The 21,218-nt window shown below is 71.3% G+C and carries 17 protein-coding genes; 13 read left to right on the top strand and 4 right to left on the bottom strand.

Annotated elements, in window-relative coordinates; genetic code table 11:
- The first annotated feature begins 61 nt into the window (after nt 1-61).
- Entirely contained in the window at nt 62-988 is a 927-nt protein-coding gene (locus ABZX85_RS42510; RefSeq protein WP_355881942.1) for a LysR family transcriptional regulator, read from the top strand.
- A 125-nt stretch (nt 989-1,113) separates the two neighbouring features.
- Here ABZX85_RS42510 and ABZX85_RS42505 read toward each other — a convergent pair whose 3' ends face one another.
- The gene (locus tag ABZX85_RS42505) at nt 1,114-2,355 is read right to left on the bottom strand and encodes an IS701 family transposase (RefSeq protein ID WP_355881939.1); all 1,242 of its coding nucleotides are present in this window, start codon (nt 2,353-2,355) and stop codon (nt 1,114-1,116) included.
- A 105-nt stretch (nt 2,356-2,460) separates the two neighbouring features.
- Nucleotides 2,461-2,901, bottom strand: coding sequence for a hypothetical protein (locus ABZX85_RS42500; RefSeq protein WP_355881936.1), 441 nt, complete (start codon nt 2,899-2,901; stop codon nt 2,461-2,463).
- A gap of 36 nt (nt 2,902-2,937) precedes the next feature.
- Between ABZX85_RS42500 and ABZX85_RS42495 the strand changes: the two genes are divergently transcribed.
- The 6 genes from ABZX85_RS42495 to ABZX85_RS42470 all read left to right on the top strand — a co-directional run bounded on the left by ABZX85_RS42495 (nt 2,938) and on the right by ABZX85_RS42470 (nt 6,937).
- A protein-coding gene (locus ABZX85_RS42495) for an IS5 family transposase (RefSeq protein WP_355881973.1) occupies nt 2,938-3,737 on the top strand; the annotation gives its coding sequence in 2 pieces (ribosomal slippage) (nt 2,938-3,273 and nt 3,276-3,737; 798 coding nt in all).
- A gap of 90 nt (nt 3,738-3,827) precedes the next feature.
- Nucleotides 3,828-4,685 (top strand): alpha/beta hydrolase, encoded by an 858-nt coding sequence (locus tag ABZX85_RS42490; protein ID WP_355881933.1) that lies wholly within the window; start codon nt 3,828-3,830, stop codon nt 4,683-4,685.
- Entirely contained in the window at nt 4,682-5,524 is an 843-nt protein-coding gene (locus ABZX85_RS42485) for an LLM class flavin-dependent oxidoreductase (RefSeq protein ID WP_355881930.1), read from the top strand. The genes ABZX85_RS42490 and ABZX85_RS42485 overlap by 4 nt, the downstream gene beginning before the upstream one ends.
- A gap of 40 nt (nt 5,525-5,564) precedes the next feature.
- Nucleotides 5,565-5,756: a hypothetical protein gene (locus ABZX85_RS42480; protein ID WP_355881927.1), complete on the top strand. Its 192-nt coding sequence runs from the start codon at nt 5,565-5,567 to the stop codon at nt 5,754-5,756.
- A 105-nt stretch (nt 5,757-5,861) separates the two neighbouring features.
- Nucleotides 5,862-6,500 carry a dihydrofolate reductase family protein gene (locus tag ABZX85_RS42475; protein WP_355881924.1) on the top strand — a complete coding sequence of 213 codons (639 nt, stop codon included), beginning with the start codon at nt 5,862-5,864 and terminating at the stop codon, nt 6,498-6,500.
- Between the two features lie 242 nt (nt 6,501-6,742).
- Nucleotides 6,743-6,937, top strand: coding sequence for a hypothetical protein (locus ABZX85_RS42470; RefSeq protein WP_355881921.1), 195 nt, complete (start codon nt 6,743-6,745; stop codon nt 6,935-6,937).
- Between the two features lie 75 nt (nt 6,938-7,012).
- On the opposite strand, the gene ABZX85_RS42465 is transcribed toward ABZX85_RS42470, so the two are convergent.
- Entirely contained in the window at nt 7,013-10,081 is a 3,069-nt protein-coding gene (locus tag ABZX85_RS42465) for an AAA family ATPase (RefSeq protein ID WP_355881918.1), read from the bottom strand.
- Between the two features lie 303 nt (nt 10,082-10,384).
- On the opposite strand from ABZX85_RS42465, the gene ABZX85_RS42460 reads away from it, so the two are divergent.
- The 3 genes from ABZX85_RS42460 to ABZX85_RS42450 all read left to right on the top strand — a co-directional run bounded on the left by ABZX85_RS42460 (nt 10,385) and on the right by ABZX85_RS42450 (nt 14,863).
- Nucleotides 10,385-10,495, top strand: coding sequence for a class III lanthipeptide (locus ABZX85_RS42460; RefSeq protein ID WP_200709269.1), 111 nt, complete (start codon nt 10,385-10,387; stop codon nt 10,493-10,495).
- 169 nt (nt 10,496-10,664) lie between these two features.
- Nucleotides 10,665-13,346 (top strand): class III lanthionine synthetase LanKC, encoded by a 2,682-nt coding sequence (lanKC, locus tag ABZX85_RS42455; protein WP_355881915.1) that lies wholly within the window; start codon nt 10,665-10,667, stop codon nt 13,344-13,346.
- Nucleotides 13,343-14,863: an ABC transporter ATP-binding protein gene (locus ABZX85_RS42450; RefSeq protein WP_355881913.1), complete on the top strand. Its 1,521-nt coding sequence runs from the start codon at nt 13,343-13,345 to the stop codon at nt 14,861-14,863. The genes lanKC and ABZX85_RS42450 overlap by 4 nt, the downstream gene beginning before the upstream one ends.
- 58 nt (nt 14,864-14,921) lie before the next feature.
- On the opposite strand, the gene ABZX85_RS42445 is transcribed toward ABZX85_RS42450, so the two are convergent.
- Nucleotides 14,922-17,579, bottom strand: a complete 2,658-nt coding sequence (locus ABZX85_RS42445) for an AAA family ATPase (RefSeq protein WP_355881911.1) — start codon at nt 17,577-17,579, stop codon at nt 14,922-14,924.
- Between the two features lie 181 nt (nt 17,580-17,760).
- Here ABZX85_RS42445 and ABZX85_RS42440 point away from each other — a divergent pair, with 181 nt between their 5' ends.
- The 3 genes from ABZX85_RS42440 (at nt 17,761) to ABZX85_RS42430 (ending at nt 21,190) form a co-directional block, all read left to right on the top strand.
- The gene (locus ABZX85_RS42440; RefSeq protein WP_355881970.1) at nt 17,761-18,825 is read left to right on the top strand and encodes an alkene reductase; all 1,065 of its coding nucleotides are present in this window, start codon (nt 17,761-17,763) and stop codon (nt 18,823-18,825) included.
- Between the two features lie 79 nt (nt 18,826-18,904).
- Nucleotides 18,905-20,134, top strand: coding sequence for an MFS transporter (locus ABZX85_RS42435; RefSeq protein WP_355881908.1), 1,230 nt, complete (start codon nt 18,905-18,907; stop codon nt 20,132-20,134).
- Nucleotides 20,135-20,269: 135 nt separating this feature from the next.
- Nucleotides 20,270-21,190 (top strand): hypothetical protein, encoded by a 921-nt coding sequence (locus ABZX85_RS42430; protein ID WP_355881905.1) that lies wholly within the window; start codon nt 20,270-20,272, stop codon nt 21,188-21,190.
- Nucleotides 21,191-21,218 lie beyond the last annotated feature (28 nt).

Below are 21,218 nucleotides of genomic sequence, written 5' to 3'. Positions count from 1 at the left end.
GAACATCATGAAAAGCGATGAATTTCGATGAATACAATCGCTTACAGGTATCGTTTCGTTCATGAGCGACGTGGAGCTGCGTCACCTGAGGACCCTGGCCGCCATCGCCGACGAGGGAACGTTCGGCGGCGCGGCGGCGCGACTCGGGTACACGCAGTCATCGGTGAGCCAGCAGATCGCCGCGCTGGAGAAGGCTGTCGGCGGTGCGGTCTTCGACCGGCCCGGGGGTCCCAAGCGGGTGCGGATCACTCCGCTGGGCCAGGTCGTCCTGGCGCACGGCCGGGAACTGCTCACGAAAGCGGGAGCGCTGGCAGACGCCGTCGACCGTTTCAGGGCGGGCAACGGCCGCATCGACATCGGTACTTTCCAGGGCGCGACCAACACGATCCTGCCGGCCGTCGTACGCCGGCTGCTGAGCGAGCATCCCGGCTGCGACATCAGGCTGTCCGAGGTGGAACCGGAGGAGCCGGGGATCGGAGACCGTGACCTGCTGTTCCACTACGGTCACCTCGAAGGCGACGTCGAGCATGTCGAATTGCTGGTCGAGCCGTACCTCTTGGTGGCCCGTACCGGCACGTTCCCCGCGGGTCCGATACCGGTGAAGCTGCTCAACGATGTTCCGCTGGTCGCCTGGCCGGCCGGTCCCCACCAGACATGGCTGGAGCGCACCCTCGCCGTCGGAGGCGCGAGGCCGCGCATCGTGTTCCGCACGGCGGGACACGAGTCCATCGTGTCCATGACTCGCGCGGGCATCGGCTCGGCGGTACTGCCCGCACTCGCCCTCCACGGTTCCGACGCATGGTCCGACGACCGGCTCAGTATTCACCGGCTGCAACCATCGCCCGCCAGTACGTGGTACCTGTACTGGCCGGCCGGCCGCACCCGGTCACCACTGGCCGCCCGCGCCATCGACATCGCCCAGGCAGCCGCCGAAGACCTGGCCGGCGAGCTGCTGCATCGGACGGGGCCCGACGGCCGCGACACGTAGCGCGGTGGGCACGCGGTCCCGGCACCGCGCTCACCATAATCGCTCCATACGATTGACTTGATCGAGAATCATCGTTTTTCACGATGAGACGATCGGCCTAGTACTCCAGCCGTAGATCATGATCTTCATGGTTGGAGGGCGGCCTGCCGCCGGTAGTGGCACTGGCGGGCACGGGCCTGGTGTCGTCGTCGCCAGTGTGACCAGCGCAGTCGGTGTGCGAGGTCGTGGACAGGACTGATCAGGGCTGCGAACAGGTGCTGGATCTCGTTGCCGGTCAGGGGTATCAGGCCGTCGGGGGTTGGCCGGTCGTGACGTTCGGCGGCTGCGGTAACGGCAAGGAAGGCGTGGGCGAGCATCGCCAGGGTGACCCAGCGATGCCAGGACGTCCAACGGCGGACCTGGTGCTCGTCCAGTCCGGTCAGACCCTTGCCGGCCTGGAATGTCTCCTCGACCGTCCAGCGCCGTCCGGCCACCCGCACCAGGTCGGACAGCGGCACCGGCTGAGGTGAGAAGCAGCGGTAGAAGGCGAGTTCGCCGGTCCGCCGGTTGCGGCGAACCAGCAGGCACCGCGGGTCAGGCTGACCAGAGGGGCCCTGGATGTCGATCTGGGCCCAGTCGTAGTACCGCTCGCCCTTCGCGCCCGCTCCGGCCGACAGCCGCTGCCACGCCCGCTTCGGGATGCGCGCGGCCAGAGTCTTCGCCTGGAACTTCCCCGCGTGCGTGACGACGGGGTGGGTGCTGGAGATGGCCAGGACGTAGCCGGTCCGACGCTGTTCCAGAACGGTCCGCAGGTGCGGGTTGTCGCCGTAGACCTCGTCTCCTGCGACCCAGCGCGCGGGTGTTCCCGCGTCCAGGGCTCGTTCGACCATTTGCGCTGCGAGTTGGGGCTTGGTGGCGAACGTCAGGCCAGCCGGGATGCCCGCGCTCCGGCAGCGGTCCGGGTCCTCGGTCCACGAGCGGGGCACGTACAGGGCCCGGTCGATGGCAGCGTGACCGCGGACGGCGGAGTACACGAGGTAGACGGCGATTTGGGCGTTCTCGATGCGGCCGGCCGTGCCGGTGTACTGGCGCTGGACGCCAACCGTCGCCGTGCCCTTCTTCAGATCGCCCGTCTCGTCGACCACGAGCACTGCGTCCTCGTCGTGCAGGTGCTCCACGACGTAGGCGCGTATGTCGTCACGGACCGCGTCAGCGTCCCATTTCGCGCGGTGGAGTAGGTGCTGCATGCCGTCCGGGGTCGCGTCACCCGCGTGCTCGGCCAGGGTCCAGCAGTTCTTCCGTGGCAGGTCGGACAGGAGCCCGGAAACCAACCGCGCTACCCGGCGGCGAGGTTCAACTCGGGCGAACCGGGCCGAGATCCGGCTCATCAGCGTCTCGAAGGCATCCTGCCAGTGGGCAGGCACTACGCTGGCGACCGAGGTCGCCGCGTGATCATCGGTTGTCCACACAACACCTAATGATCAACGGCGGCCTCACCTGCTCGGATGCCACCGGAACCAGTAGCCCGTCCCTTCCGGCCGGTGGCCGGTGCCGGTAGAGCGAAGCTCACCCACAACCCGGCGCGCATCGTCCGGTGCCTGACGGTGTTGCGCGAGCAGTGCGTCCAGTTCGTCGTAGCGGGCGTCGATCCCGCCCTGGCCCAGATAGGCGGCCCCGGCCCCCTGGCGCTCGTTCCAGTCGACATAGATCGCCCATTGCTCGCGCTCCAGCTCCACCGCGGCCGAGCTCGCAGGCCAGACACGGTACTCATCGGCCCCGTCGCCGGAGTACTGGCCATAGCCGTCGAAGTAGTGGGGCTTCCCGTCGATGTCAACGAGTCCGACACGCGGTCCGTCGTACCAGTCCAACTCGACGATCACACGCCCGAAGCCGTCCGTGATCAACTGCGCTTCGTCCCAGGTCTTAGACGTCATCTCATTTGGGTCGATAGGCTGTCGGTCGTGGTCTCGATCGTTGAGCGGCTGGTGCCGGATGAGTTGTGGGAGCTGTTCCAGCGGGTGGTCCCGGAGGCTCCGTCGCGGCCCCAGGGTGGCGGCCGACGCCGGCACGGTGACCGGGAGGTGCTGGCTGCGATCGTGTTCGTGGCCACGTCGGGCTGCACGTGGCAGCAGCTGCCGTCCGCGTCGTTCGGGCCGTCGGGAGCGACGGCCCACCGGCGGTTTGCCGAGTGGTCGAAGGCCCGGGTGTGGGCCAAGCTCCACCGCCTGGTCCTCGACGAACTCGGCGCCCGCGGCGAACTGGACTGGTCCCGCTGCGCGATCGACTCGGTGAACATGCGGGCCCTGAAAAGGGGGACCTGACAGGCCCGAATCCTGTCGACCGGGGCAAGTACGGCTCGAAGATCCACTTGATCACCGAGCGGACCGGTCTGCCCCTGTCCGCCGGAATCTCAGGGGCGAACCTCCACGACAGCCAGGCGCTGATCCCGCTCGTGAAGGGCATACCGCCAATCCGCTCCCAGCGCGGACGCCGCCGGCGCAGACCCGGAAAGCTCCACGCCGACAAGGGGTATGACTACGACCACCTGCGGCGATGGTTACGCGGACGCGGCATCAAGCACCGCATCGCCCGCAAGGGCATCGAGTCCTCGACCCGCCTGGGCCGCCACCGCTGGACCATAGAACGCACGATGTCCTGGCTCGCCGGATGCCGCCGATTGCACCGCCGCTACGAGCGCAAGGCCGAGCACTTCCTGGCCTTCACCAGCATCGCCTGCACCCTCATCTGCTACCGCAGACTCACCAAATGAGATGACGTCTTAGCCACACACGCAGGCTACCGACGAGGCGTCGCCGCATCCATGATCATGATCTACGGCTGGAGTACTAGCGTGATCCTCATGACCGATCACCTTTCGAACGGCGAGAAGCTTTTCCCCATCAACGGTGCCGAGCTGTGTGTCGAGACCTTCGGGAACTCCGCGACCCCGGCCGTCCTGCTGATCGACGGTGCGAGCGCGTCGATGCTCTGGTGGGAAACCGAGCTGTGCGAGCGGATCGCGCGCGGCGGCCGGTTCGTGATCCGCTACGACAACCGGGACACGGGCAGATCCACCAGCTACCCCCCGGGCCAGCCGGGCTACGCATTCACCGATCTGGCCGGGGACGCGCTCGGCATTCTGGACGCACTGCGTGTCGAACGCGCGCACGTCGTGTGCCGGTCCATGTCGGGCGGCATCGGGCTCATCCTCGGGGTCGACCACCCCGACCGGGTGGAATCGCTGGCCTTCGTCTCCACCTCCACGGGTGAGGACGGACTCCCGCCTTCGTCCGCCGAGTTCATGAGCACCATCCCCGATAGTCCGGACCCCGCCGACCCCGGTGCGGTGGTGGACTACGTCGTGGCCTCGGCGAAGGCGTGCTCGGGTGGCTCGCCCTACTTCGACGAGACCGCCACGCGCGTACTCGTCGAGCGGGACGTGGCTCGCACCCGCGACATGGCCGCCACCCTCGTCAACCACTACGCGATGTCCTTCGACGGATCGTCCCGCGACTTCGCCTCCGTCAAGGCGCCGACCCTCGTGGTGCACGGCGACCACGACCCGGTCTGCCCCCTCCCCCACGGACAGGCGATGCACGAGGCGATCCCCGGCGCCGGACTGCTGATCCTCGAAGGGGCCGGGCACGACCTGCCGAAGCCGCTGTGGGACACGTTCGTCCCGGCTCTGCTAGAGCACACGGAAAGGGGCCGACGATGACCCGGTTGCGCTCCGCGCTCTGGCTGCCGCTCTTCGACGAGCTCGCCGACCCGATGGCGGTCGCCCGGCTGGCCGCCGAGGCGGAAGAGGCCGGGTGGGACGGCGTGTTCGTCTGGGACCACCTGCGCTGGCGGGCGCCGGTACGGCAGGTGGCCGATCCGTGGATCACGCTGACGGCGATCGCCACCGCCACCGAACGCCTCCGCTTCGGCCCCATGGTGACCCCCCTCGCCCGCCGCCGACCGGCCAAAGTCGCCAAGGAGACCGCCACGCTGGACCGGCTCAGCGGCGGACGCCTCACGCTCGGCGTCGGACTCGGCAGCGACCGATTCGCCGGCGAACTCAGCGCGACCGGCGAAGAGATCGACGACCGGCAGCGAGGTCAGATGCTCGACGAGTCACTGGAGATCCTCACCGCCGCGTGGTCCGGCCGGCCGGTGCACCATCACGGACGGCACTACACCGTCGACGGCATCTCCTTCCTCCCCCGACCGATTCAGCAGCCCGGCGTACCGGTATGGGCCGCGGGATTCCCCGGCAACGCCAAACCTGTACGCCGCGCCGCCCGGCACGACGGCTTCTTCCCGGTCAATCTCGAACACCCCGACCAACTCGCCGACATCGTCACCACCCTCACCGAACTCCGCCGGCAAGAGACGACTCCGTACGACATCGCCGTCCCCCTTCCCTCCGACACCGACCCGGCTCCCTACGCGAAGGCGGGCGCCACCTGGTGGCTGGCCGAGTTCGATCCCGAGTCAGTGACGCTGGACCAGGTACGCGGTGTTCTCCACGACGGACCCGCCGATATCGCTGTCCAGGAGATCCGTCGACCGTGACGGCCGACCTGCCTGACAACGGATACGTTCCCGCCGCCGTGTGCTCGACATCGACTGCGGCGGGTCGGTCCGCCGTCCCCGGCCGAGGATGAGCGGGGCGGAACAGCTGCGCGCGGACGGCTTCGACGTCCGTGACAAGGACGTGGCCCGCCTCTCCCCCGGCGTACGGCATCACATGGGCGCGCTCGGCCGCTACTCCTGCCGGCTACCCGGTACCGGCGCGCGGTGCTGAACACCGGTACGGCACGCCGAAAGAACCCGCGCGGAGATGTCGAGCCAGGCCGACTCTGTTCGACGTACAGGTAGGAGTAGGTCATCGACACGGAAGGTGAAGACCATGCCCAAGGTCCGCGTACACAACGTCACGATCTCCCTCGACGGCTTCATGGCCGGCGCGAACCAGCGACTCGACGCGCCGTTCGGCGACGGTGTCGGCTGGGGTGACGACCTGCACAGCTGGTTCGTCTCCGCGATGGAGGATTCCGCCGCGGGCAAGACCGGAATCGACGTCGACCACTTCACCCGCGGCGATCGGAACATCGGCGCCACGATCATGGGGCGGAACATGTTCGGGCCGCAGCGCGGGGCGTGGGAGGACGAGTCCTGGCAAGGCTGGTGGGGCGACAACCCGCCCTACCACCACGACGTCTTCGTGCACACCCACCACTTGCGCTCGACGCTGGAGATGGCAGGCGGAACGACCTTCCACTTCACGGACGACCCGTTGGAGACGGTGTTGCAGCGCGCGTTCGACGCCGCGGGCGGCAAAGACGTCCGGATCGGCGGCGGCGCGGCGGTCATCCAGCAGTATCTGCGGGCCAGGCTGATCGACGAACTCCACCTGGCGATCGCCCCGGTGCTCATCGGACGCGGGGAGCGGCTGCTCCACGATCTGGGCGACGGGATCGACGGCTACCGGGTGTCCGAGCTGATCGGCTCGCCGACGGTCACGCACGCGGTGCTGGTCCGCCGCTGACGCGCGGAGCTCAGGGTTCGCCGGGGTGGGTATGCCGACGCCGGCCTCGTATGGTGGTGGGGCCGGCCGTTCAGCCGGGGCGCCGGCACCCGCGCGTCCGGCAGCGACCACCGACTCACGTCAGTCGTGAAGGCGGTTCTCACCCTTGAGCGTCACCGCTGAAGATCCTTACTGGAGGAAAGCGGACGCTTCGTCAGGCACAGATCGCGACTGTACGTCCAGGAACCGGCCCGGAGGAATCCGTGGCCCCGGACGGCGTCCGGCAGACGCAGAGGTGCCCGAGGAACGGCGCACCGTCGTCAACGGGAGACCGGGCCGACCGCGTCTCCCCGCTGCTGATCGACCTGACTCAGCTCCAGGTACGGCAAGGCGTCCAGGAGATCCAGGGTGTCGGCGGTGGGGCCGACGGCTTCGGCTTTCTCGGCGGGTTGGAGTAGCCGCAGGTATTGCTGACGGCCAGACCGACCGGACGCGGCCGGTCGGTCTGGCGGCATGACGCGACGCCGGGACCGTCACTCGGCCTCGGCGCTCCCCTGCCAAGGACCGAAGACCGGCATCGCCGCAGGCAGGGCTGCGACGCGCCACGGCCCGTGCGTACAGCCGGCCGGCAGGCCGTGGGCGGCGGCGGCGAAAGCGTTCCGGTCGGGGTGGCCAGTCTTGCGGAGCAGGCTCGCCACGTGTTTTTCCACGGTCCGGGGCGAGATGTGGAGCCAGTCGGCGATGTCCTTGTTGCCGATCCGTTCGGCGAGCAGGCGGGCGACCTCGAACTCCCGGACGGTGACGCCGCAGCGGCGCAGATCGAGGGGTACGTGCTCGGTGCCGGTGCGCCGTTGCCGTACCGGCGCGCCCATGCCGCGCAGCAGGCTCCGGCAGGCGGCGGCGACCGCGGAGACGCCGGCGGCGTGAAAGTACTCCTCCGCCTCACGGGCCCAGTCGACGGGCTCTCCCCAGCCGTCCTCGTACGCCGACCGCGCGATCAGGCGCAGGCAGAGGTTGCGTGCCGGCGGGTACGGTGCCGCCGCCCGGAGCGCCGCGGTCGCGGCGGCGGTGGCCTCGGCGGGCCTGCCCTCGCGGCCCAGCAGTACCGCGTGGGCCGCCTCGACGAACTGCCGGTTCCAGCGGGAGCCGCCACCGGCCCGGTCGGCGTCGGCGTGGTGCCGTCGGCCCGCGCGCCCGGCCAGCACACCCCGCAGCAGCATGACGCCGTACATCTCGTGCGGCCCGAACTCGCCGACTCCGGGGTTCTCCCGGTCGTACGCCAGAGCCTGCGCGAACTCCTGCTCGGCCGCGTCGTGGTTCTCCTCCAGCAGCGAGCAGAACGCCCGCGCCAGCCCGAACGACATCGGCCGCATGCCGGGAGCGTCGTCGACGCAGGGGGCCAGCCGGTCCAGGGCGTCCTCCATATCGGCGCGCCGGCCTTGGTGGGCGAACCGCACGGCGTCGGCCAGCCGCAGCATCGCCACGGCCGGACGCAGCCGTAGTCGCGTCGCGGCGGCCAGCCCTTCGCGGATGCGCAGGCCGGCCGCCTCGAACTCGCCCCGTCGGACCTGGTCCAGCGCGAGGACGCAGCCACTCTCGTGGGCCGGCGGGAGCACGCTGATCCGCAGGGCCCGCCGCTGGGCCTCTTCGAGCCCGGCCGGCTGTCCGTCGCGCCGCAGCGCGCTCCGGGCCAGGTGCACGTCGGCGCGGACCCGCAGTTCGGGGAGCCGGTGCACATCGGCGATCGTACCGGCGCGGGCGAAGTGTGCCTCGGCGGCCTCCTCGTCGTGGTCCGAGGCCAGACGGCCGAGCATCAGCAGCGCCCCGCCGAGCACCTCCGGCAGATCGGCCCGCTCGGCCGCGTTCGCCGCCCGGTGGGCGTACCCGGCGGCCGTGCGCAGCCGGTCGGGCGCGGGCCGGTTCAGCTCCACGCGGGCCGAGGCCAGGTCGACGGGTGCGCTGTGCGCGGCGCTCGGGGAGGGGCCGAGCAGTCGGCGGGCGACGTCGAGATGCCGGAGGGCGTCGGTGAGCCGGCCCGCCGACGCGGTGGCGTCGGCCAGCTGTGCGTGGAGGCCGGCCCGGCGCGCGGCGGGAATCTCGTGGCCGGACGGTGCTTCGAGGGCGGCGGTCAGCCCGGGTACGGCGTCGAACCGGGCCGCACGCGACACGGTGTGCAGGAGCAACTCCATGACCGTGGCCCGCAGTTCGGGCATCGACCCGGCCTCGGCGGCCCGCTGCGCGCTGGTGAGCAGGGTCACCGCCCGTTCCACCGCGCCCTCGGCCAGCGCCCGCCGCGCCGCCGTGCAGTACAGGGGGACGGCTTCGCGGGTGTCACCGGCCTGCTCGAACAGCTCGGCGGCGCGCACGCACCACTCGCCGGGCAGCCCCGGATGGAGTTCGGCCAGGGTGTCCGCCGCGCGCCGGGCGTATCCGGTGCGTTCCGTCGGCCCGAGATCCTCCAACAGCACTTGTGCGGCGAGCCGGGGCCGGAACACGTACCAGTCCGGACGCGACCTGTCCGGTTCGAGCAGATACGAGGCGACCCCCGCCCGCAGGACCGTGAGCAGTTCACGATCGTCGCACTCGGCCGTCCGCTGGAGCGCGGGCAGCGGGAAGCAGGGTCCGAAGAGGGCCGCGACGCCGAGGATCGTGCGTCCGCGGGGGGCGAGTCGGCCGGCCCTGCATCGGACATTGCGGACGACCGCGGCGGGAACGGCGAGTTTCCGGGAGCCGTCCGGGGAGTGGCCGGCCACGGCGTGGAGGAGTTCCTCGACCACCAGCGGAATCCCGGTGCTGTCGGCCACCACGGTGTCGACGAGTTCGGCGTCGGCCGCGCCCGGGGCGGAGCTCAGCTCGGCCACGACCAGCGTGCGCACGTCCGGGCGTTCCAGCGGGCGCAGTTCGAGGGTCGACGCGGCCCCGCGCTGATGGGCCCGGGCAGCCAGTTCGGTCGCCGCGCAGGGCTCATGACCGGTGAGGAGAAGCAGCGCGGCGGGGTGCTCCGCGAGGTTGTCGAGGAGGTACTCCAGGACCGCCAGCGTCTCCGTCTCCGCATCGTGCAGATCGTCGAGCACGAGCAGGAGTCCGTGCTCCCGTCCGGCCACGGCGAGCAGGCGCAGGAGGGCCTCGGCGACCATGAGGTGCGGCACGACGGCGGTGCCGGGAGCCTGCTCGCCGGGCAGCAGTCGAGCGAGTACCTGCCCGTAGGGGCCGAGTTCGTCCGGGTCCGGCAGCAGGCCGGCCCGGGACAGGGAGAACAACGCCTCGACCAGCGGCCGGTACGGTACGGCCGGCCCGAGCGTACCGGCCCGGCCCCGTGCGGTGATCATGCCCGTCGCGGCAGCCGCGCGGAGAACCTCCGCGGCGAGCCGCGTCTTGCCGATGCCGGGTTCGCCGGTGACGAAGACCGCGCCGCCGCGTCCCGAGCGCGCGGCGGCCAGCGCCGTCATGATCTGCCGCATCTCGGCCCGCCGGCCGACGAACCCGCCGTGGGAGCCGCCCGGGTTCCCCGCCGGACGTATCCGGTGGACGGCCTGTGCGCCGCCCCCGTCCGGCGACGTGTCCCGGGTGTCCGGGAAGCCGGTGGCCGGCGGCCCCGTCACGTACCGGACCTGCTGACATCCCCGTGTGCGCATGAGCATCCCCCGATGCCGAGTCGTCCGCGGCCAGCGTGATGCGCCGTCGTCCGCCTGTCGCGTCGGGTTCCGCTCAGTGGACCGGAGCCGGAGCCTCCGAGGCCACCACCATTCACGTGGGCCGGGGACGCGAGTTTCTGGGGGCTGCGTGCCCGGAATACGGGGTGTTCTCCCTGATGTACGCGTCCGGGGCGCGCCGTTGACTGGTCGGCATCTGTTCCGTCCCCGGAGCGCCGTACAGCGCTCCCGACCATCAAGGAAGTGACCCGCATGAGCGTTCTGAAGCTCCAGACGATCGAACCGCGCACGGAGAACAGCAGCGCCCTGGTGCTGAGCATCACCAGCAGCCTGAGCAGCACCTGCTGCCGCAACCCCGCCTGAGCGGGAATCGTCGCGGGACACCCGCCTGAGGGGTGCCCGCAGTCGGTGATCTGACGGCGTGAACCGTGCGACGGCGCGCACACTGCGCGCTCCGCACGGTTCACGCCGCCCCGGCGCGCCCTCACCGACCGCCCCACCAGGCTCCTCGGACACACTGACAGAGGCAGACATGATCAACGAACGATGGGTCTACCGATTCCCGTTCTGCTGGAACGACACCCTGTTCTTCGACCCGCTCGACGTCTCCTACAAGCCGAAGCCCGACCACTTCCTCGCCTCCCTCGACGAGGGAGTACGGTCGCGGTTCGTCCGCAAGGGCATCTGGTGGAGCTACCGGCACAACCCGAGCCTGCCCGCCCAGGGCTGGAAGATCCATGTGTCGGCGAACCAGCGCAACGTGCACGAGGTCGCCGCCTCGGTGATCGGGTATCTGACCGGGCACGACATCGACTTCAAGATCGCTCTCGATCTCACCGTCTTCGAGATGCTGAGTTCGAAGGCCATGTCACGGGGCAGCGGAGGGAAACTCGTCACCGTCTACCCGCGGGACGACGACGAGTTCCGGTCGTGTCTGGCCGACCTCGCCGAAGTACTGGAGGGCGCCGAGGGGCCGTACGTGCTGTCGGACCTCCGGTACCGCGACTGCAAGGCGCTCTACTTCCGGTACGGGCAGTTCCTGGACACCCACTCCGTCGACGTCCTGGGCCGGCCGGTGCCGCACATCATGGGGCCGGACGGGCCGGTCGCCGACGACCGACGCCCCGGATACGCCCAACCGCCTTGGGTGGCATGGCCGTTCACCGACTGGGAGCCTGCGGCCGACCCCGAGGACGACGGCCTGCTCGCGGGCCGCTTCCGGGTGACCGGGGCGCTTCAGTTCTCCAACAGCGGTGGGGTGTACACCGCCGAGGACACGGCGAACGACGACCGTGTGGTGGTCCTCAAGGAAGCCCGCCCGCACACCAACGTCGACCCGCGTCAGGACCACGACGCCGTGGACATCCTGGGGCGCGAGTGGGCCTTCCTGAACCGGCTGGCCGACGTCGGCTCGTTCCCCGTCCCGATCACCACGTTCCGCCACTGGGAGCACCACTTCATCGCGGAGGAGTTCGTCGACGGCACCGACATCCGCTCCCTGCTGCTCGAACGCAACCCGCTCGCCCGCCTCGGACCCGGTGGTGTCACGCAGTCGCGGGAATTCCTGCGGATCTTCCTCGCCGTCTTCCGGGGACTCGCGCGTGCGCTCCAGGCCGCCCACGACCGGAACGTGATCCTCGGCGACTTCACCGCCGCGAACGTGCTCATCGACCCGGACACCCTCCAGGTCACCATCGTCGACCTGGAGACGTGCCGGCTGACCGAGGCCGACCCCAAGGACGCGCACCTGGAGGCACCGGTCGAGCTGTACACGCCCGGGTTCAGCAAGTTCCGGCGCCGCTTCGCCACCTCCGCGGTCGAGGACGACCAGTTCGGCCTGGCCATGACGATGGCCTACTTCGTCTTCCCGGTCGCGGCCCTGTCGTACCTGCGCGAGGACATCCTGGACCGCTACCGGCTCTTCACCGACAGCCTCGGCTGGCCGTCGCGGATTCACGAGCTGCTCACGGACCTGGCGCAGGCGAAGGTCACGATCACGGACGTCCTGCGCGAACTGGAGCACGAGGACGACCTCGTCGACCAGGTCCGTGCCGTGCCGGTACGGCCGGTCACTGAGGAGCGCCTCGGCCTGCCCCGGACCGAGGCGGGCCTCGCGGCCTTCATCGACGCCGTCGCCGACACCGACCGGCCCACGCTCTTCCCCGTCGACCCGTTCGCCCACGTCACCAACCCCCTGAGCCTCGGCTTCGGCGCGAGCGGCGTCCTGTGGGCACTGAACGCCTCGGGCGTCCCGCTCCGGCCCGAATGGCTGCGGCGGCTGCGCGACGACCTGGCCGGCATCGACCCGGACCAGTACCCGGCCGGCCTCATGAACGGCCTCGCCGGCATCGCCTGGGCCACCGACACACTCGGATTCCCCACACAGGCGAGGAAGTTGCTGTCGCAGGCCAACCGGCACGCCCACGAGTCCGGCGACCCCACCTTCTACTACGGCCTGGCCGGAGTGGGCATGACGAACCTGCGCTTCTACCTCCGCGACCGCGACGAACACCACCTCGCCGCGGCGCGGGACTGCGCACGGGCCCTGCGCGAGGCCGCCCGGCGCGACGGCGAGCAGGTCCACTGGCGCAACGAGTTCACGACCGGGAAACCCTTCACCGGCCTGGGCTTCGGCCAGGCGGGCGTGGCGATGTTCCTGCTGCGCATGCACCAGATCACCGGGGACGAGTGGTATCTGGAACTCGGCCGCGGCGCGATGTCCTGGGAGATGGCGCACGCCGAGCGGCAGGAGGACGGCAATGTCACGTTCGACCACCACGGCACCGCGGAGCCGTATGTCGAGGTGGGTTCCGCGGGTGTCGCCCGAGTGCTCCTGCGCTACGGCCGACTGGACTCCGCACGGACCGTCCTGCGCGCACTGGACATCCGGCAGGCCGTGCTGCCCGGGTTCTCGTTCGGCATGTCCGGAATCGCCGACACGCTGCTCGACGCGGTCTCGATCACCGGGGACACCTCCTACCGGACCATCGCACTGCGACAACTCGACTTCGTACGGCGGCTGTTCCTGTTCGAGCCGGACGAGCGGTTCGCAGTGGCACGACACGGCGAGGCGGTGCCGTTGGGCTCGCCCGGCGACGGACTGCTGCGCTGTTCCACCGACTACCTGACCGGCTCGGCCGGCATCCTGCGGGTGCTCCACCGCGTGAACCACGGCGGCACCGCCGACTTCCTGCTGGACGAGGTCGACCGGTGAAGGAGCTGTGGCTCACCCTGCGGGGCCACCGGACCCGGTTCTCGGTGATCGTCCTCGTCGAGGCGGCCCTCGGCGGGACCGAAGCCCTGGTGCACCCCCTGCTGCTCAAGGCCCTGTTCGACCAGGCGATCCTGACCGGCCGGTTCCGCGGGTTCGCCCTGCTCGCCGCCTGCTACCTCCTGCTCGGCCTCACCCTGAGCCTCGGGGGCTACTGGGTGGCGCGGTGGCGCAAGGCGTTCGAGAACACGATCACGCTGGACCTGGAGATGGAGCTGCTGGACCGCGCGCTCGACCAGGACGGACGGCGGCTGGCACAGGCCGGCCGCGCCTCTTTCGTCAGCAGGGTCCACAACGACGTCAGAGAAGGGGTCCTGCCCGCCGTCGACGTCAGTGTCCGCATCGCGAAGCAGACCATGTCGTCCACCGTCTTCATCGGCGTACTGCTCTACCTGTCCTGGCAGGCGTCCCTCATCCTGCTCGTCATCGTGCCGCCGCTGGTGTACGTGAGCAACCGCATCGCCAAGCGGATCGAGGACAACACGGAACCGGAACGCGAGGCGGAGGCACAGTACGTCAACACACTGTCTCGGACCCTGGAGTCCTTCCACGCCCTGCGCGGCCTGCCGGGCCTCCTCTCCGGCACCCGGGCCGCCAACAGGAGGGCGCTGCGCGGCTTCCTCGGCATCACCTTCACCAACTTCCGGCTCACCCAGAAGCAGAACACGCTGAGCGACCTCGTCATGAACCTCTCCGACACCACCTCGATGATCATCGGGGCGTACTTCGTGTTCGCCGGCCGGATGACGTTCGGCAGCTTCCTCGCCTTCGTGAACTCGCTGTGGCGGGCCGTCACCGGAATCTTCGAGCTCGTGAACATGATTCCGCAGGCTCGCCGGAACACCGCCGTACTCAGGCGGATCACCGCCCTGCGAGCCTCCGCCAGGTCGCCGTACCACGACGAGGGACACACGGTGCTCGTCCACAAGGTCCTCGTCGGATACGACGACGGCGCGGCCGTGACGATCGACGACTTCGCACTGGGCGCCCGTGAGCACGTCCTGCTCCGGGGGCCCAACGGCTGCGGCAAGACGACGCTCCTGCACATCATCTCCGGAACGCTCGCGCCCGACCGCGGGATGGTCACGCTGCCGACCCGGGTGGCCGCCCTCACCGCTCCGGTCGACCTGCCCCCGCTGCCCGTGCGCGAACTGGTCGCCGACGTACGGGTACGCACGGCCATGAAGCTCGACGAGGTGGCCGATCGGCTCCCTTCCGAGCTGTCGTCCGGACAACGACAGCGGGCCGGCGTCGCGGCGCTCCTGTGCGAGGAAGCGGACGTGTATCTCGTCGACGAGCCGTTCGCCAACCTCGACGCGAGCGGCAGGGACCTGGTCCTGAGGGCGCTGAAGCAGCACACCCGCGGGCGCGGCCTGCTCGTGGTGCACCACGGCGACGAGGATCTCGACAGCCGGTTCGACCGCGTGGTCACCTTGTCCACGACCGCCGCTCCCACCTGAGGGCGCGTTCGATCCTTTTGTGGCTCCTGCCTGGTGAGCGTGTCGGCCCGGTTCCGGTTCAGGTGAGGTTGAGTTCGGAGAGTTCGCGGCGCGAGCCGACGCCGAGTTTCGGGTACGCCTTGTAGAGGTGGTGCTCGACGGTGCGGTGGCTGAGGAAGAGCTGCGCGGCGATCTGCCGGCTGCTGTTGCCGTCCGCGGCGAGCCGGACGACCTGGAGCTCCTGCGGGGTGAGGCGGTCGACGAGGTTCTGGGCGGTCGCGTGGGCGACGACGACGGTCTCGCCGGTGAGTTCGAGTTCGGCGCTCGCCCGCCGTACCCACGGCCTGGCGCGCAGCCGTTCGAAAGTGGCGAGGGCGGAGCGGAGAGGAGCGCGGGCCTCGCCGCGCCGGCGGGAACGCCTCAGCCACTCGCCGTAGAGCAGTTCGGTCCTGGCCTGTTCGAAGGGCCGGCCGCCCTCCCGGTGGAGGCGTAACGCCTCGGTGTAGTGCTCCTGCCGGTCGCTGAGCAGCGCCCGGGAACGCGCCATGACGGCCCGCGCCCAGAGCGAGGCGCCGGACCAGGCCCACGTCTCCATGCGGCGCAACGTCCCGTCGGCCGCCTGGGGGGTGCCGTTGCGTACGGCCGCCTCGATCTGATCGGCGGCCACGGAGGCGGACATCCAGGCCACCTGCTCCGGGCCGGGCGGGGGCGGGGCGACGCGGTCCAGCGCGGACGCGTACCGGCCCTGTCCCAGATCGAGGAGGACCAGCGCCCGCTCGATCTCGCCGAGCGAGCGGCGTGGCGCCTCCTCGATGAGACGGCGGCAGGTCTCCTCGTCGCCCTCGATGGCCGCGATCCTCGCCTCGACGCCGTGCAGCCGTGCCAGCCGGTGGAGCTGGCCGGTGTCCCCGGCGATTTCCTTGGCCTCGGCGATGGCCGACTGGGCGTCGTGGTGGCGGCCCAGGACGGTCTGTACCTGGCTGAGCGCCTCCAGTGCGTGAGGGAGTTCCCCGATGAGCCCCTCGCCGCGGCAGCGGGCGACCTCGGCGGACGCCAGGGCCAGCGTGGCCGTGTCGTCGCCGATGACCGTGCCGGTGGTGACGGCGAGCAGCCGTACGGTGCGGTGGTGGTCGTCCTCGGCGGGCTCGGAGAGCAGGGCGACGTGCTTGTCCAGGAACTCCGCGAGCACGGGCAGGGCGCCCGCGTAGTCGCCGTCGCACAGCCGGGCCAGCCCCTGCACCAGCGGCTCGGGGTGGTTCATGCCCGCCAGCCGGGCCGCGGCGGCGCTCACCAGCGCGGGGTCGGACGCGAGCCAGCCGTGGTGGGCCGCGTCGAGCAGCAGGGTGTGGGCGTCCTGGGGTGTCGTGCGCTCCGCCTCGTTCAGCAGATGCCGGCCCGCGCCCCGGGGGTCGTCCTGGTCGGCCAGGACGGCTGCCCTGACCCGGGCGAGCAGCGCGCGGTCCGCGGGGCCGACGGTGAGCTGTTCCGCCTGGGTGGCGAGGCGGGCGGCCAGGGGCGAGTTGCCCGCGGCCAGGGCGAGGGTGGAGGCGACCGCCAGCCGGGAGGCCCGCTGCTCGGCGGCCGGTGAGACGCGGGCGGCGTGCTCGTAGAGCCGGGCGGCGGCTCCGTAGGCGGTGCAGGCGCGGGCCCGCTCGCCGGCTTCGGCGAGTTCCCGGGCGACGTCCGAGTCCGGCTCCGGTGTGAGGGCGATGAGGTGCCGGGCCCGGCAGTCGGGCTCCTCGGCGGACTCGGCCAGGGCGCGGTGGACGGCGATCCGCCGGGCCAGCGGGGCACCCTGGTAGGTGGCGGAGGCGACGAGCGGGTGCCGGAAGGAGACCCCGCCGTCGATGAGCTGGATCAGGCCGGCCGCCTCGGCCTCGCCCAGGTCCCCGAACCGGGCGCCGAGCAGCTCCGCCGCGTGCATCAGGTGCCGCAGGTCGCCCCGGGCCTCCGTCGCCGCGATCAGCATCATCAGCCGGGTGCGCTCGGGGAGTTGGGCGATCTGCGCCCGGAAGCAGGACAACACCCGGTCGGCGACGGGCAGCGGTGCGTGGCGGTGGTAGCCGTCGCGCTGCACCGCGGCGAACTCGATGAGCGCCAGCGGATTGCCGAGGGACTCCGGGATGACCCGGGAACGCACGGCGGCCGAGTGGCCCCGGTCCCGCAGCAGCCGGGCGGACTCCTCGGGGCCGAGCCGTGGCAGGGACAGCTCGGGGAGTCCGCCGAAGGCGGGACCGGTCTCCCGGCTGGCCAGCACCATGGCGATGCGCTCGGCCCCCAGCCGCCTGGCGGCGAACAGCAGCGCCTCGGCGCTGGCCTGGTCCAGCCACTGGGCGTCGTCGACCAGGCACAGCAGCGGACCGTCGTCGGCGAGGTCGGCGAGGAGGGTGAGGACGGCGAGTCCGGTCAGGAAGCGGTCCGTTCCGCGTTCCTCGCTGCTGCCGAGGACCGAGCGCAGGGCGTACGCCTGCGCCTCGGGCAGTGCGTCGAGCCGCTGCTGGAAGGGCCACACCAACTGAACGAGACCCGCGAAGGCCAGGTCGGCCTCGGGCTCGATGCCCCGTATACGGACCAGGTGCACCCCGAGCGCGGAGGCCCGGTCCGCGAGCCCGTCGAGGAGCACCGTCTTGCCTATCCCGGCCTCGCCGCGCAGCAGCAGGGAACCGCTGCGGCCCGCGATCGCCTCACTGACCAGGTCGTCCAGTCGCCCCTGCTCGACGCTCCTGCCGTACAGCACCGCAGCCCCTTCCAGCGACCTCAATGCCGCGCACCACTTACCGTAATCGTCATGTTACTTGCCCAAGATCCCGGTAGGCCGACCAGTATGCCTACGGATTCGGGACAGGGGCTCCCCCTCCTACCGTCGTGATCAGACGGCACAACCGTGTGGATCACGTTGGAGGATCGCTGTGCAGGAAATGTTCGAGTCGCTGTTGCTGGGCAAGTCGACTCTCTCGAACCGTCTGGTGATGGCGCCCATGACCCGCAGCCGTTCGGTGGACCGTTCGGTGGGGCAGCTGACCGCGGAGTACTACGCGCAGCGCGCCGGCGCCGGCCTGATCATCACCGAGGGCACCCAGCCGAGCGTGATCGGTCAGGGGTACATCGACACCCCGGGCCTGCACTCGCCCGAACAGGCCCAGGCATGGCGCGTGGTGACGGACGCCGTGCACGCGCGGGGCGGGCGGATCTTCGTCCAGCTGATGCACTCGGGTCGGGTCGGCCATCCCAGCCTCTACCCCGACGGGGCGCTTCCCGTGGCGCCTTCGGCGATCGCCACCGGCAGCCAGATGTTCACGCCCGACGGCATGGTGGACCACCCCACTCCGCGTGAGATGACGCTGGAGGACGTGGCGCAGACCGTCGAGGACTTCGTGAGCGCCGCCCGCTACGCCGTGCAGGCCGGCTTCGACGGCGTCGAACTACACGGGGCCAACGGCTACCTCATCCACCAGTTCCTCGCCGACAACACCAACCGGCGCACGGACGCCTACGGCGGCTCCCTGGAGAACCGGGTCCGGTTCGCGGAGGAGGTGGCCCGCGCGGTCAGCGACGCGATCGGACCGGAGCGCGTCGGCATCCGCATCTCTCCCGGAAGCACCAGCGAGGGTGTCGCCGAGAGCGACCCGATCGCGCTGTACCGCACGCTGATCCGGGGGCTCGCCCCGCTCGACCTGGCGTACGTGCACGTCATGGAGTTCGGCCACCGCGAGGTGACGCGGATGGTGCGCGCGGAGTGGCCCGGGAAGCTGATCCTCAACCCGCACGAGACGGGCCGGGAGTCTTCCGTGACGCCCGAGGCGGCGCTCGCGGCGCTCCGGGAGGGCCTCGCGGACGCGATCAGCCTGGGGTCGCTGTGGCTGGCCAACCCCGATCTGCCGGAGCGCATCCAGGCCGGCGGCCCGTACAACGAGATCGTCCCGGGCACGTTCTACGGCGGGGACCACCGGGGCTACACCGACTACCCCACGCTACAGAGCTGAACGACCCGCCCGGCCCGGACGCGGCGGCGGCCGAACCCCCCGCCCGTCGGCGGCCGGACCCTCACGTCCGGGAGGACTGATGCAAGAACCCACCACCGGGGCCCCGGGTACACGGCCCCCCGTCGCGCCCGGCGAGGAGCACGCCTCCTCGCGCATTCCCGCCCCCTACCTGGCACTGATGGCCGGCCCGCTGTCGTTCGGCATCGCCGGACCGGCCCTGGTCCTGGACGACATCGCACGCGGCCTCGGCACCACCGAGTCCACGGTGACCTGGTGCGTCGTCGCGTTCGGCTGGGGCATCGCGGTCGGTACCCCGCTGATGGCCGGGCTGATGCGCCACAAGGGCACGCGCCTCGCGCTGCTCGCCTGCGGCTTACAGATCGTGCTCGGCGCAGCCCTGGTCCTGGGCGTGCCGGTGCCGGCGGCGGCCATTGTCGGATGCGCCTTGCAGGCGCTGGGCACCGCGGGGCTCACCTCCATCGCGATGAGCCTGGCCGGCTCCCCGCTGCGCATGGGCATCGTCAGCGCCTCGCTCGCCGTGGTCGGGGCGAGCGCGCCGCTGGCGGGCTCGCTGGTGAACGGGGCCGTGTCCTGGCGGGCGGCCCTCGCGCTGCCGGTGATCAGCGTGCTGGGGGTGCTCGCGGTCCTGCGGCGCGTGCCGGGCGGCCGGGCGCCCGACAGCGGCACCTTCGACGGTCTCGGCGCGGTCATGGTGACCGCGCTGGTCACCGCCCTGGTGTTCGTCCCGAAGGAACCGCTGGTGGCCGGCGTGTGCGCGGTCGTGGCCGTCGTCGCGCTCTTCCGCCACATCCGCAACCGGCCGTACGGGTTCGTGCCGGCCCCCCTCGTCGGCCGGCCCGCCTTCCTCGTGGCGTGCGTGCTGGCCTTCGCGCTGGCGGTCGTCAACTTCGGTCTGATGTACGCCGTTCCCGAGTCGCTGTCGGAGCACACCGACTGGACGAGCGACCGGATCGGGGTGTCGATGGTCTGGCCGCTGCTGCTCGGCGGCGGGCTGTCCTGGTTCGTCGTCGCCGCCTCGGGCCCGCTGGGACGGCGGCCGGTCGTGGCCGTGCTCGTGGCGCTGGGGGCGATCGCTCCCCTGCTGGCGCTGAGCGGTTCGTGGACGGTGCTGCTGGCCGCTCAGGCGGCGGCGTCCATCGCGGCGGCGTCCGGGCAGGGGGTCCTGGCCGGGCAGGCGACGGACGGGGTCCGAGGGGTGGAACTGCCCGCGGCTATCGGGCTGTTCAACCTGTGCTACCTGCTCGGGGCGGCGTTCGGCCCGTCCATAGCCACGCTGCTCGCCGGATAGCGTTGCGGGGGCCGGACGGCGGCCCCCGTAACCCCGGACCGCCGGCCGTCCCCAGCCCGGCGCGTCGCCCTGCGATCCTCTCGTTCTCGTCACGGCACGACTGCTTCCCGTCGCCCTCTTCCCGAACGGATTGCCATGTTCGATCGCCTGTGTGACAACAAGCCCGGCATCTTCGAGGCCGCCCCACTCTCCCGGCGCGTCCTCGTCTCCTCGACATCGCAGGCGCTGCGCGCGGTCGCCGAGGCGGTGGAGTCGGGGCACCGCGTGGCCGTCGGCGGCGCGGATCTCTCCGGGGACCGCCGGGGCGCGGCCCAGCCGCAGCGGGTGGTGGACCTGTCGCCCATGAACGCCGTGTACTTCGACGAGGAGCGCCGCGCCTTCGCGGTCGAGGCGGGCGCACGGCCGTCCGCCGTGCGCCACACGCTCCACGAGCGCTGGGGGGTGGTCGTCCCGTCCCTCGCCGGGCCGGACACCTGCTGCCGCGGCTGTCTGCCGGACGGCCGCCGGCCGGAGGCGGCGAGGCGCCTGGCCACCGAGTACCTGTACGCGATCGAGGCCGTCCTCGTGGACGCCTACGGGCGTACGCGCCCGGTGGTGGCCACCCGTGACCCCGGCGACCGCCACCGCGATCTGTGGCTGGCCCACAGAGCGGTCGGGGCGGAGCACTTCGGCCTGGTGACGAGGTACTGGTTCCGCTCTCCGGGGGCGGTCGGCGAGGACCCGGCGGAGCTGCTGCCGCAGGCGCCCACCCCGCGGCTCGCCTCCGCCGCCGTTCCCCACCGCCGCGCCGAGCACCCGCCGGCATCCGCCGGGTACGTCTGCGAGATGTGCCGGAGCACGGCCCCCGGCCCGCGTGACGTCCGCGGTCCGCAGTGGGACGACCTGATCGCCTTCGACGTGCTCCACTGCCGCGGCGGACAGCTCGTGCGAGGGAGCGCGAGGGAGGCCGATCCGTTCCGGGACACCGTGCGGGGAGCGCGCTCCCCGAGGTGCCGCAGGGCGGTGCGGACGAGGGCCGCGATGACCGCCTGGGACCCGCGAGGCGTCTTCCACTGACCTCGGTCCCAGGGGCCCGCGCACCGCC

The sequence above is a fragment of the Streptomyces sp. NPDC004539 genome, from assembly GCF_040610055.1.
Lineage (GTDB): Bacteria > Actinomycetota > Actinomycetes > Streptomycetales > Streptomycetaceae > Streptomyces.
The sequence above is the reverse complement of the archived record's forward strand: the minus strand, read 5'-3'. Positions and strand labels throughout refer to the sequence as shown.

Coding starts and splice junctions, on each gene's coding strand:
- ABZX85_RS42485 (WP_355881930.1), top strand. CDS start 4,682: ATGACCCGGTTGCGCTCCGCGCTCTGGCTGCCGCTCTTCGACGAGCTC.
- ABZX85_RS42475 (WP_355881924.1), top strand. CDS start 5,862: ATGCCCAAGGTCCGCGTACACAACGTCACGATCTCCCTCGACGGCTTC.
- ABZX85_RS42490 (WP_355881933.1), top strand. CDS start 3,828: ATGACCGATCACCTTTCGAACGGCGAGAAGCTTTTCCCCATCAACGGT.
- ABZX85_RS42460 (WP_200709269.1), top strand. CDS start 10,385: ATGAGCGTTCTGAAGCTCCAGACGATCGAACCGCGCACGGAGAACAGC.
- ABZX85_RS42435 (WP_355881908.1), top strand. CDS start 18,905: ATGCAAGAACCCACCACCGGGGCCCCGGGTACACGGCCCCCCGTCGCG.
- ABZX85_RS42430 (WP_355881905.1), top strand. CDS start 20,270: ATGTTCGATCGCCTGTGTGACAACAAGCCCGGCATCTTCGAGGCCGCC.
- ABZX85_RS42440 (WP_355881970.1), top strand. CDS start 17,761: ATGTTCGAGTCGCTGTTGCTGGGCAAGTCGACTCTCTCGAACCGTCTG.
- ABZX85_RS42510 (WP_355881942.1), top strand. CDS start 62: ATGAGCGACGTGGAGCTGCGTCACCTGAGGACCCTGGCCGCCATCGCC.
- lanKC (WP_355881915.1), top strand. CDS start 10,665: ATGATCAACGAACGATGGGTCTACCGATTCCCGTTCTGCTGGAACGAC.
- ABZX85_RS42505 (WP_355881939.1), bottom strand. CDS start 2,355: ATGAGCCGGATCTCGGCCCGGTTCGCCCGAGTTGAACCTCGCCGCCGG.
- ABZX85_RS42500 (WP_355881936.1), bottom strand. CDS start 2,901: ATGACGTCTAAGACCTGGGACGAAGCGCAGTTGATCACGGACGGCTTC.